The 14,662-nt window shown below is 65.2% G+C and carries 11 protein-coding genes and 3 riboswitches; of the genes, 6 read left to right on the top strand and 5 right to left on the bottom strand.

Annotated features, from left to right (window positions below):
- Nucleotides 1-30 precede the first annotated feature (30 nt).
- The 5 genes from ACETK3_RS17065 to cycA form a co-directional block, all read right to left on the bottom strand.
- Nucleotides 31-780 carry a LamB/YcsF family protein gene (locus ACETK3_RS17065; protein WP_373993247.1) on the bottom strand — a complete coding sequence of 250 codons (750 nt, stop codon included), beginning with the start codon at nt 778-780 and terminating at the stop codon, nt 31-33.
- Nucleotides 764-1,573, bottom strand: coding sequence for a hypothetical protein (locus ACETK3_RS17060; RefSeq protein WP_236802756.1), 810 nt, complete (start codon nt 1,571-1,573; stop codon nt 764-766). The genes ACETK3_RS17065 and ACETK3_RS17060 overlap by 17 nt, the downstream gene beginning before the upstream one ends.
- Nucleotides 1,574-1,697: 124 nt before the next feature.
- Nucleotides 1,698-2,531: a methylenetetrahydrofolate reductase gene (locus tag ACETK3_RS17055; protein ID WP_373993246.1), complete on the bottom strand. Its 834-nt coding sequence runs from the start codon at nt 2,529-2,531 to the stop codon at nt 1,698-1,700.
- 153 nt (nt 2,532-2,684) lie between these two features.
- Nucleotides 2,685-2,784: riboswitch (glycine riboswitch) on the bottom strand.
- 91 nt (nt 2,785-2,875) lie between these two features.
- Entirely contained in the window at nt 2,876-3,802 is a 927-nt protein-coding gene (gene purU, locus ACETK3_RS17050) for a formyltetrahydrofolate deformylase (protein ID WP_373993245.1), read from the bottom strand.
- Nucleotides 3,799-5,310 (bottom strand): D-serine/D-alanine/glycine transporter, encoded by a 1,512-nt coding sequence (gene cycA, locus ACETK3_RS17045; protein WP_236821126.1) that lies wholly within the window; start codon nt 5,308-5,310, stop codon nt 3,799-3,801. The genes purU and cycA overlap by 4 nt, the downstream gene beginning before the upstream one ends.
- 153 nt (nt 5,311-5,463) lie before the next feature.
- Nucleotides 5,464-5,561, bottom strand: a riboswitch (glycine riboswitch).
- Nucleotides 5,562-5,878: 317 nt separating this feature from the next.
- A riboswitch (glycine riboswitch) is annotated at nt 5,879-5,978 on the top strand.
- A 153-nt stretch (nt 5,979-6,131) separates the two neighbouring features.
- Here cycA and gcvP point away from each other — a divergent pair.
- The 6 genes from gcvP (at nt 6,132) to lipA (ending at nt 14,655) form a co-directional block, all read left to right on the top strand.
- On the top strand, nt 6,132-8,996 hold the full coding sequence (gene gcvP / locus ACETK3_RS17040; RefSeq protein ID WP_373993244.1) for an aminomethyl-transferring glycine dehydrogenase: 2,865 nt from the start codon (nt 6,132-6,134) through the stop codon (nt 8,994-8,996).
- A 9-nt stretch (nt 8,997-9,005) separates the two neighbouring features.
- Nucleotides 9,006-10,118, top strand: a complete 1,113-nt coding sequence (gene gcvT / locus ACETK3_RS17035; RefSeq protein WP_373993243.1) for a glycine cleavage system aminomethyltransferase GcvT — start codon at nt 9,006-9,008, stop codon at nt 10,116-10,118.
- A gap of 46 nt (nt 10,119-10,164) precedes the next feature.
- Nucleotides 10,165-10,548: a glycine cleavage system protein GcvH gene (gene gcvH, locus ACETK3_RS17030; protein ID WP_141158408.1), complete on the top strand. Its 384-nt coding sequence runs from the start codon at nt 10,165-10,167 to the stop codon at nt 10,546-10,548.
- On the top strand, nt 10,545-11,867 hold the full coding sequence (glyA, locus tag ACETK3_RS17025; protein WP_373993242.1) for a serine hydroxymethyltransferase: 1,323 nt from the start codon (nt 10,545-10,547) through the stop codon (nt 11,865-11,867). The genes gcvH and glyA overlap by 4 nt, the downstream gene beginning before the upstream one ends.
- A gap of 285 nt (nt 11,868-12,152) precedes the next feature.
- A complete protein-coding gene (locus ACETK3_RS17020) occupies nt 12,153-13,595 on the top strand; it encodes an L-serine ammonia-lyase (RefSeq protein WP_373993241.1) in 1,443 nt (480 codons plus the stop codon).
- A gap of 46 nt (nt 13,596-13,641) precedes the next feature.
- Nucleotides 13,642-14,655 (top strand): lipoyl synthase, encoded by a 1,014-nt coding sequence (gene lipA / locus ACETK3_RS17015; protein ID WP_236821122.1) that lies wholly within the window; start codon nt 13,642-13,644, stop codon nt 14,653-14,655.
- Nucleotides 14,656-14,662 lie beyond the last annotated feature (7 nt).

Genomic DNA, 14,662 nt, shown 5'->3' with positions numbered 1-14,662 from the left:
CAGGGCCAGGGAGTTCGGCCGGACATCCCTCTACGCGAAGGCCTCAAGCTCCACGCCTGCGGCCTCAAGCCCAGCACGAATACGGGCCGCCAATTCCACTGCGCCTGGACTGCCGCCCTGGAGGCGCAGGGAGTCCGGCCGGACCTTGACCGGCGTCCCGTCCACGGCCACCACTTCCCCTTGCGTTGCCAGTCGAACAGCGCGCTCAACTACCACATCAACGTCGTGCAGGACCGCGTCCTCGTCGGAAAGCGGCACCAAGCTGCCGTCGGCCAGGTACGCGCGGTCCGCGAAGGCCTCGATGAACACCGGGTGCCCTGCCTCTTTTGCCTGCTTCAGCAGCTCGGAGCCCGGGAAGCCCAGGATGGGAAGGCCGGGGTCATAGGCATTAACCGCGGCAACCACGGCGGAGGCCTGTTCGGCGTCGGAAATCAAAGCGTCGTACAGCGCTCCGTGTGCTTTCACGTAGTCCACGGAGGCACCCACGGCATGCGCGACGCCGTCGAGCGCCCCCAATTGGTACAGCACGTCGCCGAACAGCTCGTCGAAGCCCATCCCCAGCGCGCGCTGGCCATAGCCCGCCAGGTCGCGGTAGCCGAGGTGCGCCCCCACGGTGACGTCGAGTTCGTATGCTGCGCGGCAGCTGTCCAGCATGGTGACGGGGCCGCCCGCGTGCAGGCCGCAGGCCACGTTGGCACTGGTGATCAGCTGGAACATGGCCGGGTCGCCTCCTGCCGTCCAGGAGCCGAATGATTGGCCTACGTCAGCGTTGAGATCCAAGTATGTTGCCTTCCAGCGTCAGGTGGTCCGGTCCGGCAGCTGCGGTCAGCTCCCCGGGAATGGTGTCCGGCATCGGCCCGAACGCCTCACGGGCATTCTTGGCCACCGCACGGCCCATCACGAGGTTACCGGCTCCACCCACAACGGCCCCTATGCCGAACGGGAGCGCCCTGCCGAACAGGGCGGTACCCTGCCGCTTGAGCAGGTTCTTTAGGAAGGCGTGCTGGATTCTCTTGCGGACACTGCCGAAGCCCGGACCCACCATTGACTTGGAGAGCACATTGCCCCAATTATTGGCGGCGCTGTTGCCGCTGCCGGAGGCCTGGCCACTCAGCGTTCCCAGCAGGGCGGTACCCTCCTCGCCGAGCATGATGGCCATGACCATGGTGCCGGCCTTTTCCGGGTTGGTGAGGCGGATGCCGTGAAGTTCGGCCAGCGAGGTTGCGTAAAGCGCTGTTGCCTCCAGGAAGCCTACGGTGGCAGCGGCTGAGAGTCCCAGCGACGCCACTGTTCCAACCCCGGGAACGACGGCGGTTGCGCCCACCAGTGCGCCCCCTCCGGCGACGGCACGCAAGTAGTCGCGCTCTGCAATGTCTGCCAGTTGCGCGGCGGTGGCACGGGGATGCTTCTTCTGGAGCCGCCGGATGTAGGCAACCACCAGGGGCCGCTGGATCTGTACTGCCTTCAGGAGCATGTTGTGAACGCCGGGCTTGGGCTTGCCGTCAGCGTCAAACATCGCATTGTGGGCGGTTTCCTGTGCGATGCGTAATGCGGGATTGCTGCGCCGGGCCATGGTCACCTTCATTCAATCGACCTGCAGCGGGTTAGCTGCCGTGCACTTTCCATCCTATGTGGATAAACACTAAGCATGCTTAACTTCCCGCGTCCCGTACCTCTGCCCTCCTGGCAACCGCCCGTTAGCTGGCGTCCGCCAGATTATTGAAGGTGAAAACGTGGGCACCCTCCACCACTCCGCCGTCCTCCAGTTGGGTCAGGATCGTCGTGGGCGAGTAAAGACCGCCTTTGAGCAGGCGGCGGCCCAGGGGGCCACGCCGGTTCAGGAGTTTCAGGGATGGGCCCACGCCAATTTTCAGGGCGGCCCGAATCAGCTGCGCCCGGGGAAAGGCGCCGGATACCCCTGCCCACACAGGCAGCCGCACACCTTCCCGGCGCAGCGTTTCGGCGTACCACTGGATGCGGGGAGCCGAGAAGCACAGCTGTGTCACCACCCGCGAGGCCAGATGCTGCTTCTCCAGCAACGCATCAAGCATGTGCAGTTCAGTTTGGCTCGGATGTCCTTCCGGGTAGCCCGCCACGCCGGCCCGGATCCGGCCACCGGACAGTTCCGCGAGGTCTTCCAGCAGCCGAAGACTGCTGTCGTAGGGCCCGGCCGGTTCCCCTGCGTCACCACCGACGGCGAAAACCTCGGCAATACCGGCATCGTGGCAGTTCCGGACTACACCGGCCAGCTGCGCCCGGCTTTCGATGCTTCGTGCGGCCAGGTGCGGAACAACCTCAAAGCCGAGGTAGGCAAGCTCGATGGCTGTGCGAATGCTTGCCCCTACACCTTCGCGGGGCAAGCAGGACACCGTCAGCGCCGTCCCGGCAGGTACGTGGGCCTGGACGCGGGCGGCAATGCCCTCAGCGGGAATGATTTGAATCTGGACCGGCAGCTCCCGCCTGAAACCGCCGGTGGGCTGGTCGGCAGGCACTGATGCATGGGATGGTGCCGTAAGGGATTGAGTCGTCATGAGGAACTCCAGGTTTGGCCGGCCACGGGTGGCTCGGCATGGATCGGGTCCCTCCCCGCTCTGTATTGGACCTGAGAGATTCCGCAAACCCAGCCGGGGCCTGCTTGCACCGTCGGTGAGCGCTGCCGGAGCAGCGCTGCTTTCCAGAGTCGCCTCGCCGTGACGGTACATGGGCCTGAGAGATTCCTGGGGAGGATTTGCTCCTACGGCGCCTGCCCGGTGATGGCCGGGAGAACTCTCCCGCCACAGCTCGAAAGGCTGTCTTCAGATGTAGTGGTTCAACGGCCGGCGCCCGTCCCGTCACCGGATGGGATGCGGCGCCGGCCGCATGGATGGGCCGGCAATCAGCGCAGAATGACCGTCCGGTTGCCGGACAAAACGATTCGTCCTTCAGCATGCCAGCGCACCGCATTGGTAAGTGCCTTGCATTCAGCGTCGCGGCCAACGGTGACCAGGTCAGAGGCGGAATACGTATGGTCCACCTCGATCACCTGCTGAGAGATGATGGGTCCCTCGTCCAGCTCCGAGTTGACGTAGTGAGCAGTCGCGCCCACCGTTTTGACGCCGCGCTCGTACGCCTGGTGGTAGGGCTTTGCACCCTTGAAGCTGGGCAGGAACGAGTGGTGGATGTTGATGGCCTTGCCACTGAGTCGGGTAGTGGCTTCATCGCTGAGTACCTGCATGTAGCGGGCCAGCACCACCAGTTCCACGGCGTAGTGGTCTACCAGCTCCAGCAGGCGCTCTTCAGCATCCGCCTTGGTATCCGGGGTCACGGGAATGTGATGGAACGGAACACCGTGCCAGGCGGCAAGGGGTTCCAGGTCCGGGTGGTTGGACACCACGGCGGCAATTCGGACGGGCAACTCGCCACTGCGGGCACGGAACAGGAGGTCGTTGAGGCAGTGGTCGTACTTGGACACCATCACCAGGATGGGCTGCTTGCGGCCATGCCGTTCCAGGCGCCAGTCCATCCGCCACTCCCGGGCCACTTGCTCAAAACCGGAGCGGAGGCGGTCGAGTTCCATCTCTACCTGCGAGGTGACGTGGACGCGCATGAAAAACCGGCCGCTTGCCCTGTCGCCAAACTGCTTGATGTCCACGATGTAGCATTCCTGCTCCAGCAGGTATGCCGCCACCGCCTGGACAATGCCAAGGGCATCCGGGCAATGGAAGGTCAGCACGAATTCCTTGCCGGTTTCGGGAACCATGGCCTGGCGCTGTCCGGCCGCGGCCGTGCCCGCCTGCGATGTGCGGGTTTCCGTGCCGATCACCGCTTGACCCGCTCTTCCCCCACTTCTGCGGCGGCACCCGGACGGGAAGCCTTGCCGGATGCGGCGTCGGCGAAGTCCTGGTCTGCCTGCAGTTCAGCCTGGAACGTGGCAAAACGGGCCTGGTGTGCGGGCCGGCGGCGGAGGACGAACCATGCGGCGCCCAGCAGGATGAACCAGACCGGGGTGACCAGCAGGGCCACCAGGGTGTCTGGCTGGGTGGTGAGGGTCCAGATCACGAAGCCGAAGAAGGCGAAGACCACCCAGACCATGGCAATACCGCCGGGCATCTTGAACTTCGATGCGTCGTGCAGGTGCGGCCGGCGGCGGCGGAAGGCGATGTAGCTGGCCAGGATGATCGACCAGACAAAGACAAAGCAGACAGCGGACACAGTGGTCACCATGTCGAAGGCCTTGCCCACGTCCTGGCCCGCATACATGAGGACGACGCCGGACAGCAGCAGCACGCAGGAGAGGAACAGTGCGTTCTGGGGCACCTTCCGCCGGGACAGTTTGCCAAAGACGTCCGGAGCGTCGCCTTCCTGTGCAAGGCCGAAGACCATGCGTGAGGTTGAGTAGATGCCGGAGTTCGCGGAGGACATTGCGGAGCTCAGCACCACGAGGTTGACCACGGTGGCGGCGGCACCCAGGCCCGCCAGGGAGAACATGGCGATGAACGGGCTGTGGCCTGCCCTGAACTCGGTCCAGGGGGTGACAGCCATCAGGATGATGAGGGCACCTACATAGAAGAGCAGCACGCGGATGGGGATGGAGTTGATGGCCTTGGGCAGGTTCCGCTCAGGGTTCTTGGCCTCGGCCGCGGTGGTGCCCACCAGTTCGATGCCCACGAAGGCGAAGACTGCGATCTGGAAGCCGGCCACGAAGCCCATGAACTCGTTCGGGAAGAATCCGCCGTGGCTCCACAGGTTGGTGAAGGTGGCAGGGCCGGCGTCGGACTGGAAACCGGTGAAGATCATGAACAGGCCAACAATGATCAGAGCTGCAATGGCAATGATCTTGATCAGAGCGAACCAGAACTCCGTCTCGCCAAAGGCCTTGACGGTGGTGAGGTTCAGCAGGAGCAGGATGGCCACGGTGGCCAAGCCGGGGATCCACAGGGGCACCCCGGGCCACAGTTCACGGGAGTAGCCCGCGATGGCAATGACATCAGCGATGCCGGTGATGACCCAGCAGAACCAATAGGTCCAGCCCGTAAAGAAGCCGGCCCAGGGGCCCAGCAGGTCTGCGGCGAAATCGCTGAACGACTTGTAGTTGAGGTTGCTGAGCAGCAGTTCGCCCATGGCACGCATAACGAAGAACAGCATGAAGCCGATGATCATGTACACGAAGATCACCGAGGGGCCGGCTGCCGAAATGGTCTTTCCGGAACCCATGAACAGGCCGGTGCCGATTGCGCCGCCAATGGCGATCAGTTGGATGTGGCGGTTGCTGAGCTGCCGCTCCAGGTGCGGGGCTCCGCTTCCGGGGGACGTCGGGGAGTGGGTCGTCATTGAGGAACTCCATCGTTCGAGCGGCACCCGGGGTGTCGCAAAGATTGGATTTCCTCCCCGCTCTGTCTGGGACCTGAGAGTTTCCACGCGCCGGGATGGCGTGCTTGCACCGTCGGTGAGCCAGGACAGGGCCTGGCTGCTTTCCAGAGTTGCCTCACCGCGGCGGTACGTGGGCCTGAGAGTTTCCTGGGGAGGGTTTGCTCCTACGGCGCCTGCTGAACGTACCGGCAGGGCTCTCCCGCCGCAGGTCAAAAGCGTTAATTGGTAAATCAGTGTTCAGTTATCGGAGTGCATCCGCTGTGGACTTCAAGCCGCACGGTGCATTTCGGGGCCTCCGGTAATCACAGCCGGCGACGGAGCGCCCAGCGTTCTTTGGGCCAGTTCCGCTGCCCGGCCGGATCACGGGGTTCAGTGTGGCGTCCGTCACGAACAAAAGTCAAGCCCGGCATTACGGTCGCCGCGTAACGCACCTGTACTTGCCAGCGCGCTGCATGGCGGACCGATTTGCTCTCCGGGGGCGCCATCCTGTAACTTGTGAGCCGAATCACCCATATTTCAATAAGCCTTTCGAGCTGTGGCGGGAGAGTTCTCCCGGCCATCACCGGGCAGGCGCCGTAGGAGCAAATCCTCCCCAGGAATCTCTCAGGCCCATGTACCGTCACGGCGAGGCGACTCTGGAAAGCAGTGCTGCTCCGGCAGCGCTCACCGACGGTGCAAGCAGGCCCTGGCTGGGTTTGCGGAATCTCTCAGGTCCAATACAGAGCGGGGAGGGACCCGATCCATGCCGAGCCACCCGTGGCCGGCCAAACCTGGAGTTCCTCATGACGATTCAATCCCAACCGTCTGTCTTTGCGGACCGGCACATTGGTGCACGCCGCCAGGCTGACGTCGACACCATGCTCAAGGCCGTTGGCTATGACAGCGTTGACGGCCTGGTGGACATCGCTGTCCCCAGTTCGATCCGCCAGTCCAAGCCGCTCGCGCTCAAGGGCGCCCTGAGCGAGGTTGAGGTGCTTGCGGAACTGCGCAGGCTCGCCGCCAAGAACAAGACTGCCGTGCAGATGATCGGCCAGGGCTACTACGACACCATCACCCCTGCCGTCATCCGACGGAACATCCTGGAAGCCCCTGCCTGGTACACCTCCTACACGCCGTACCAGCCCGAAATTTCCCAGGGCCGGCTGGAGGCGCTGCTGAACTTCCAGACCATGGTCCAGGACCTGGTGGGCCTGCCCATCGCCAACGCCTCGCTGCTGGATGAAGCCACCGCCGTGGCCGAAGCCGTACTGATGATGCGCAGGGCCAATAAGGCCAGCGGCCAAAACGCTGGCGCCCGCGACGGCAAGACCGTGCTGGACGCCGACGTCCTGCCGCAGACCATCGCCATCGTCAAGGGCCGCGCCGAGGCGCTCGGCTTCGAGGTGGAGGTCGCCGACCTGTCCAAGGGACTCCCTGAAGGCGCGATCAACGGGATCGTGCTCCAGCAGCCCGGCGTCTCCGGCCGCGTCTTCAACCACGCCGGCGTCATCGCCGAAGCGAAGGAGCGCGGCGCGCTGGTGACGGTGGCCGCTGACCTGCTGGCCCTGACCCTGATCACCCCTCCGGGCGAGCAGGGTGCCGACATCGCCGTCGGCTCCACCCAGCGTTTCGGGGTGCCGCTGTTCTTCGGCGGCCCGCACGCCGCCTACATGGCCGTGGCCAAGGGCCTGGAGCGTTCCATGCCCGGCCGCCTGGTGGGTGTTTCCAAGGACGACGCCGGCCTCCCGGCCTACCGCCTGGCGCTGCAGACCCGCGAGCAGCACATCCGCCGCGAGAAGGCCACGTCCAACATCTGCACGGCGCAGGCGCTGCTGGCCATCGTGTCCTCCTTCTACGCCGTCTACCACGGCCCGGACGGCCTGAAGGCCATCGCCGAGCGCGTCCACAACAACGCCCGCGTCCTCGCCACCACCCTCAAGGCCGCCGGACGGGAACTGGCCACCGAGACGTTCTTCGACACTGTCACCGTCTCAGTTCCCGGCAAGGCCGCAAAGGTCATCACCGCAGCTGAAGCGCGCGGCATCAACCTGCGCTACATCGACGCCGACACCATCGGTGTCTCCACGGATGAAACCACGACGCCGGAAATCCTGTCCGCGATCGCCGTCGCCTTTGGTGCCGGCCCGGTGGTGGACGCCGAGGGCTTCGACCTCCCCGCAGAGGTACTCCGGACCTCCGAGTACATGCAGCACCCGGTGTTCAACACCCACCGGTCCGAGACGCAGCTGCTGCGCTACATCCGTAAGCTCTCAGACCGCGACCTGGCGCTGGACCGCACCATGATTCCGCTGGGCTCGTGCACCATGAAGCTGAACGCGACCGCCGAGATGGAAGCCATCTCCTGGCCCGAGTTCGCCTCCATCCACCCGTTCGCCCCGGACTCCCAGACCGAAGGCTGGCGCGAACTGATCAGCGGCTTGGAAGCCGACCTGGCGGAAATCACCGGCTACGACCAGGTGTCCCTCCAGCCCAACGCCGGGTCCCAGGGCGAGCTCGCCGGCTTGCTGGCCATCCGCGGCTACCACCGTGCCAACGGCGACACCCAGCGCAACGTCTGCCTGATCCCCGCCTCCGCCCACGGCACCAACGCCGCCTCCGCCGTCCTGGCCGGCATGAAGGTCGTCGTCGTTGCCACGGCCGCCGACGGCACGATCGACCACGAGGACCTGTACGCGAAGATCGAGGCGAACAAGGACGTCCTCTCGGCGATCATGATCACCTACCCGTCCACCCACGGCGTCTACGACGCGGACGTGACCGAGATCTGCGAGGCTGTCCACGCGGCCGGCGGCCAGGTCTACGTTGACGGTGCCAACCTGAACGCCCTTGTGGGCCTGGCCCAGCCCGGCAAGTTCGGCGGCGATGTGTCCCACCTGAACCTGCACAAGACCTTCTGCATCCCCCACGGCGGCGGCGGACCCGGCGTCGGTCCGGTTGCAGCCAAGGCGCACTTGGCGCCCTTCATGCCCGGCGATGCCAATAAGGCAGCGCACCAGGAAGGGCACGGCGTGGCCATCAGCGCCTCCAACTTCGGGTCCGCGGGTGTCCTGCCGATCTCCTGGGCCTACGTGAAGCTCATGGGCGGCGAGGGCCTGACCGAGGCCACCAAGGCAGCCTTGCTCGCAGCCAACTACGTTGCCGTTCGTTTGAACGAGTACTTCCCGGTTCTCTACACCGGTGAAGGCGGACTCGTTGCGCACGAATGCATCCTGGACCTGCGCGAGCTCACCGCCAAGACGGGCGTCACCGCGGAGGACGTCGCCAAGCGCCTCATCGACTTCGGCTTCCACGCCCCCACCTTGGCCTTCCCGGTCGCCGGCACCCTGATGGTGGAGCCGACCGAGTCCGAGGACCTGGCCGAGATCGACCGCTTCATCGAGGCCATGATCACCATCCGCAAGGAAATCGACCAGGTGGCCAACGGCGACTTCACTGTCCAGGACTCACCGCTGCGCAACGCACCCCACACCGCGTCCGCCGTCGTCAACTCCAACTGGGACCGCGCCTACCCGCGCGAGCAGGCTGCCTTCCCCGTCCACCACCTCAAGCAGGACAAGTACTTCCCGCCGGTGGGGCGCATCGACGGCGCCGGTGGAGACCGGAACCTGATCTGCTCCTGCCCGCCGCTGTCCGAGTTCGAAAACTAAGGATTCCCCATGACTGAGAACTACACGGCTCTTTATGAAGAGCACAAGAAACTGGGCGCCTCCTTCACCGACTTCGGTGGCTGGCAGATGCCGCTCAAGTACGGCTCTGAACTGGCCGAGCACCACGCCGTCCGCAAAGCCGCGGGCCTGTTCGACCTCTCCCACATGGGCGAAGTCTGGGTCACCGGCCCCGAAGCCGGCGCTTTCCTGGACTACGCCCTGGTGGGCAAGTTGTCCGCCATCGCGGATGGCAAGGCCAAGTACTCGCTGATCTGCAACGAGGACGGCGGCATCATCGACGACCTCATCACCTACCGTTTTGGCGACGAAAAGTACCTGGTGGTGCCCAACGCCGGCAACGCCCCCACCGTGGCGGCTGCGCTCGCCGAGCGGGCAGCCAACTTCGATGTGAAGGTGGAGGACGCTTCGGCGGCCACCTCCCTCGTCGCAGTCCAGGGACCCAAGGCCGAGGCCATCCTGCTCAAGCTCACGGATGAATCCCAGCACGCCCTGGTCACCGACCTGAAGTACTACGCCTTCAACGAGCTGACCATCGCAGGACAGGACGTCATCCTGGCCCGCACCGGCTACACCGGCGAAGACGGCTTTGAGCTCTTCCTGCCGAATGAAGGCGCCGCTTCCCTGTGGGAGTCCGTGGCCCAGGCCGGCGAAGAGTTTGGCATCATTTCGTGCGGCCTCGCATCGCGCGACTCACTCCGCCTTGAGGCCGGCATGCCGCTGTACGGCAACGAGCTGTCGCTTGAGCGTTCACCGTTCGACGCCGGCCTTGGCCCCGTAGTTGCGCTCAAGTCCAAGGAAGGCGACTTCATCGGCCGGGCCGCACTTGAGGCAGCCAAAGAGTCCGGTTCCAAGCGCAAGCTCGTCGGCCTGAAGGGCCTCGGCCGGCGCGCCGGCCGGGGTGGCTACCCGGTCCTCAAGGACGGCAACGTGGTGGGCGAAGTGACCTCCGGCCAGCCCAGCCCGAGCCTTGGCTACCCTGTTGCGCTTGCCTACGTCGACGTCGAGCACGCCGGGCTGGGCACCGCGCTGGACGTGGACCTCCGTGGAAAAGCCGAGCCCTTCGAAGTTGTTGCCCTGCCGTTCTACAAGCGCCAAAAGTAGCTCCGGCGCTTCCCACTCTTGAACACCAAACTTAAGGAAAAACACCATGGCTAAAGTTGCCGCTGAACTGAAGTACTCCGCCGAGCACGAATGGATCGCCGCTGACGGCTCCGGCCCGTCCGTGGTTGGTGTGTCCGCTGTTGCCGCCGAAGCACTGGGCGACATTGTCTACGTGGACCTGCCCGAGGTTGGCTCCACGGTGACCGCAGGTGAGACCTGCGGCGAGATCGAGTCCACCAAGTCCGTTTCAGACCTGTACTCCCCCGTTACGGGCGAGGTCACGGAAGTCAACGACGACGTCGTCAGCGACCCCGCCGTGATCAACAACGACCCGTACGGCGCCGGCTGGCTCTTCAAGGTCACCGTCACCGAAGAGGGCCCGCTGTTGTCCGCAGAGGAATACGCCGAAGCAAACGGCGGCGAACTGTGAGCGCGGCCGCTGACACCGCAGTGTTCGAGCAGGTAGTCTCCCCGAGCCTCAACGCGGGCCTTTCCGCGTTGGACCCGGAGGTCGCAGCCAAGATCGACGACGAACTGGTCCGCCAGCGCGATGGCCTGGAGATGATCGCTTCGGAAAACCACACCGCCGTGGCCGTGATGCAGGCCCAGGGTTCCGTGCTGACCAACAAATACGCCGAGGGCTACCCGGGCAAGCGCTACTACGGCGGCTGCGAGCACGTGGACGTCATCGAGCAGCTGGCGATCGACCGGGTGAAGGCCCTGTTCGGTGCTGGCTACGCCAACGTCCAGCCGCACTCCGGGGCCCAGGCCAATGCCTCGGTGATGCACGCGCTGATCAAGCCCGGCGACACCATCATGGGCCTGAACCTGGCCCACGGCGGCCACCTGACCCACGGCATGCGGATCAACTTCTCCGGCAAGCTCTACAACGTGGTTCCGTACCAGGTCCGCAAGGACACCCACACCATTGACATGGCAGAGGTGGAGCGGCTTGCGCTGGAAACCAAGCCGCAGCTCATCGTTGCCGGCTGGTCGGCCTACGCCCGCCAGCTGGACTTCGCGGAGTTCCGCCGGATCGCCGACCTCGTGGGTGCCTACCTCATGGTGGATATGGCACACTTCGCCGGCCTGGTGGCAGCCGGACTGCACCCGAGCCCGGTCCCGCACGCCCACGTGGTTACCTCCACCACGCACAAGACCCTCGCCGGTCCGCGTGGCGGCATCATCCTCTCCAATGACGCCGACATCGCCAAGAAGATCAACTCGGCTGTGTTCCCCGGCCAGCAGGGCGGCCCACTTGAGCACGTCATTGCCGGCAAGGCCGTGGCCTTCAAGATCGCAGCGTCCCCCGAGTTCAAGGAGCGGCAGGAGCGCGTCCTTGCCGGTGCCCGGATCCTGGCCGAGCGCCTCGTCCAGCCGGACGTCACCGCAAAGGGCATCAGTGTGGTGTCCGGCGGCACCGACGTGCACCTGGTCCTGGTTGACCTGCGCAACTGCGAACTCGACGGGCAGCAGGCAGAAGACCGGCTCGCCGCGATCGACATCACCGTCAACCGCAACGCCGTGCCGTTCGACCCGCGTCCCCCGATGGTCACCTCGGGCCTTCGCATCGGCACCCCTGCCTTGGCCACCCGTGGCTTCGGAGAGGACGCCTTCCGCGAGGTTGCGGACATCATCGCCGAGGCATTGATCGCCGACGCCGACGCGGACCTTTCCAGCCTGCGTCACCGCGTCGAGGCCCTGGCTGCAGCGCACCCGCTCTACCCGTCAATCACCAACCTCGCCTGAGTGCTTCACCCTGGTTGCGTCCGCGTCGGCGGACCGGACATTTTCACGCCTGCTGCTCGTTCCTCGCTTTGACGCAGGCTTTCGAAAAGTCCGGCTCCACGCTCGCGGGGTCCGTCTAGGTGGGCGGCCTTGACGACTGGGCGAATTCCGGAGACGTGCTCCCCACCGTCCCCCTAACCTCGCAAGCTCGGCCAGGGAACCCGGACGGCGTGGGCCCCGGGCACGCGGAGGAATTCGGTCACCGGCCCACCACCCCAACCACTGTTTTAGTTAGGAATCCCCGTCATGGCTGTTGGCGTTTTTGATCTTTTTTCGATCGGGATTGGTCCGTCGTCGTCTCATACGGTGGGGCCGATGCGGGCTGCTGCTGTGTTTGCGGAGGAGCTCAAAAGCCTTGGGGTCCTGGCTGACGTGGCGTCGTTGCGGGTGGATTTGTATGGTTCGCTGGCGGCGACGGGGCATGGGCACGGGACGATGACCGCGGTGTTGTTGGGGTTGGAGGGGTTTCATCCTGAGTTGATCCTGCCCGTGGAGGTGGAGGAGCGGCTGGCCTCGATCGCGGAGACCGGGACCCTGAACCTGGCCGGTGCCGTGCCGCTGCGGTACGGGGTGAAGGATATGGTGCTCCGGCCGTTGACGGTGCTGCCCCGGCACACGAACGGGATGACGTTCACCGTGTCTGATGGGGCCGGGGAGGTGCTGCATGCGGCGACGTTCTTCTCGGTCGGTGGCGGGTTCATCGTCCGCGAGGGTGAGGAGGACGCCGCGCAGCAGGAACTGGACGCGTCCAAACAGGAGTTGCCGTTGCCGTTCCGGACCGCCGCGGAGCTGCTGGAGCACTGCCGGAACACCGGGCTGGGCATCGCGGACGTGATGCTGGTCAACGAAAAAGCCGCCCGTTCCGAGGAAGAGATCCGGACCGGTTTGCTGCACATCTGGTCCGTCATGGCCGACTGTGTCCAGACCTCGCTGAAGCGGGAGGGGGTGCTGCCGGGCGGGTTGAAGGTCCGCCGCCGCGCCCCGGACTGGTACGACCGGCTGAAGAAGGAATGCGCGCGCCCCGGTGAGGACAACCAGGATCTGGATTTCCAGGACTGGGACTTCCACGATCCACGGTATTGGCAGGAGTGGGTTAACTTGGTGGCGTTGGCGGTGAACGAGGAGAATGCCTCGGGCGGCCGGGTGGTCACCGCGCCCACGAACGGGGCGGCCGGGATCATCCCCGCGGTGCTGTACTACGCGCTGCACTTCGCCCCCGGGATGGATAAGGCCACGAAGGAAGACCGGGAGGATGTGGTGGTGCGGTTCCTGCTCGCCGCCGGCGCCGTCGGGGTGCTGTACAAGGAACAGGCCTCGATCTCCGGGGCCGAGGTCGGCTGCCAGGGCGAGGTCGGGTCCGCGTCCTCAATGGCCGCGGCCGGCCTGGCGGAGGTCATGGGCGGCACCCCCGCGCAGGTGGAAAACGCGGCCGAGATCGCGATGGAACACAACCTGGGCCTGACGTGCGACCCGATCGGCGGGCTGGTCCAGGTCCCCTGCATCGAACGGAACGCGATCGCCGCCGCCAAAGCGATCAACGCCGCGAAAATGGCGCTCTGGGGTGACGGCACCCACCGGGTCTCCCTCGACGAAGTCATCATCACCATGCGCGAAACCGGCAAAGACATGTCCTCCAAATACAAGGAAACCGCCATGGGCGGCCTCGCCGTCAACGTCGTCGAATGCTGACACCCGGCGCACCTCCGATCCCCCAAGCAAACAAAGGAAAACGATCATGACTTTGGCACCTGAAGGCCGGAAGATGCTGCGGATCGAGCAGCGCAATGCTGCGGTCCCGGTGGAGCGCAAACCGGAATGGATCAAGGCCAAGGTCCAAATGGGCCCGGAGTTCGTCGGGCTGAAGAATCTGGTGAAAAAGGAAGGCCTGCACACCGTCTGCGAGGAAGCCGGCTGCCCCAACATCTTCGAATGCTGGGAAGACAAGGAAGCCACCTTCCTGATCGGCGGTTCCGAATGCACCCGCCGCTGCGACTTCTGCCAGATCGACACCGGCAAACCCTCACCCCTGGACCGGTTCGAACCCACCAAGGTGGCCCGCTCCGTCCAGTCCATGCAGCTCCGCTACGCCACCGTCACCGGCGTGGCCCGCGACGACCTCGAAGACGAAGGCGTGTGGCTCTACGCCGAAACCGTCCGCAAGATCCACGAACTGAACCCCGGCACCGGCGTCGAACTGCTCATCCCCGACTTCTCCGGCAACCCCGAGCACATCAAAGCGATCTGCGAGTCCAAACCCGAAGTCTTCGCCCACAACGTCGAAACCGTGCCCCGGATCTTCAAACGGATCCGGCCCGCGTTCCGCTACGACCGCTCCCTGGACGTCATCACCCAGGGCCGGGCCCATGGGATGGTCACCAAGTCCAACCTCATCCTGGGCATGGGCGAAACCCGCGAGGAAATCTCCGAAGCCCTCCGCGACCTCCACGCAGCAGGGTGCGACCTGATCACCATCACCCAGTACCTGCGCCCCAGTGAACGGCACCTGCCCGTGGACCGCTGGGTCAAACCCCAGGAATTCGTCGACCTCCAGCACGAAGCCGAAGAAATCGGCTTCCTCGGCGTCATGTCCGGACCCCTGGTCCGCTCCTCCTACCGCGCCGGCCGCCTCTGGGCCACCGCCATGCGCAAAAAAGGCCGCGACATCCCCGCCGAACTCGCCCACATCGCCGACGGCATCCAGGACTCCGGCACCACCCGCCAGGAAGCCGCCACCCTCCTGGCGGGCTAGCAGCCCT

This window comes from Arthrobacter sp. E44, from assembly GCF_041877125.1.
Lineage (GTDB): Bacteria > Actinomycetota > Actinomycetes > Actinomycetales > Micrococcaceae > Arthrobacter.
Note: the sequence above shows the minus strand (reverse complement) of the source record. Positions and strands in the feature narration are given on the sequence as shown.

Bases quoted from the DNA above. Each gene is read 5' to 3' on its own strand.
- gcvT (WP_373993243.1), top strand. From the start codon at position 9,006: ATGACTGAGAACTACACGGCTCTTTATGAAGAGCACAAGAAACTGGGC.
- ACETK3_RS17055 (WP_373993246.1), bottom strand. From the start codon at position 2,531: ATGACGACTCAATCCCTTACGGCACCATCCCATGCATCAGTGCCTGCC.
- ACETK3_RS17020 (WP_373993241.1), top strand. From the start codon at position 12,153: ATGGCTGTTGGCGTTTTTGATCTTTTTTCGATCGGGATTGGTCCGTCG.
- ACETK3_RS17060 (WP_236802756.1), bottom strand. From the start codon at position 1,573: ATGGCCCGGCGCAGCAATCCCGCATTACGCATCGCACAGGAAACCGCC.
- lipA (WP_236821122.1), top strand. From the start codon at position 13,642: ATGACTTTGGCACCTGAAGGCCGGAAGATGCTGCGGATCGAGCAGCGC.
- cycA (WP_236821126.1), bottom strand. From the start codon at position 5,310: ATGACGACCCACTCCCCGACGTCCCCCGGAAGCGGAGCCCCGCACCTG.
- gcvH (WP_141158408.1), top strand. From the start codon at position 10,165: ATGGCTAAAGTTGCCGCTGAACTGAAGTACTCCGCCGAGCACGAATGG.
- gcvP (WP_373993244.1), top strand. From the start codon at position 6,132: ATGACGATTCAATCCCAACCGTCTGTCTTTGCGGACCGGCACATTGGT.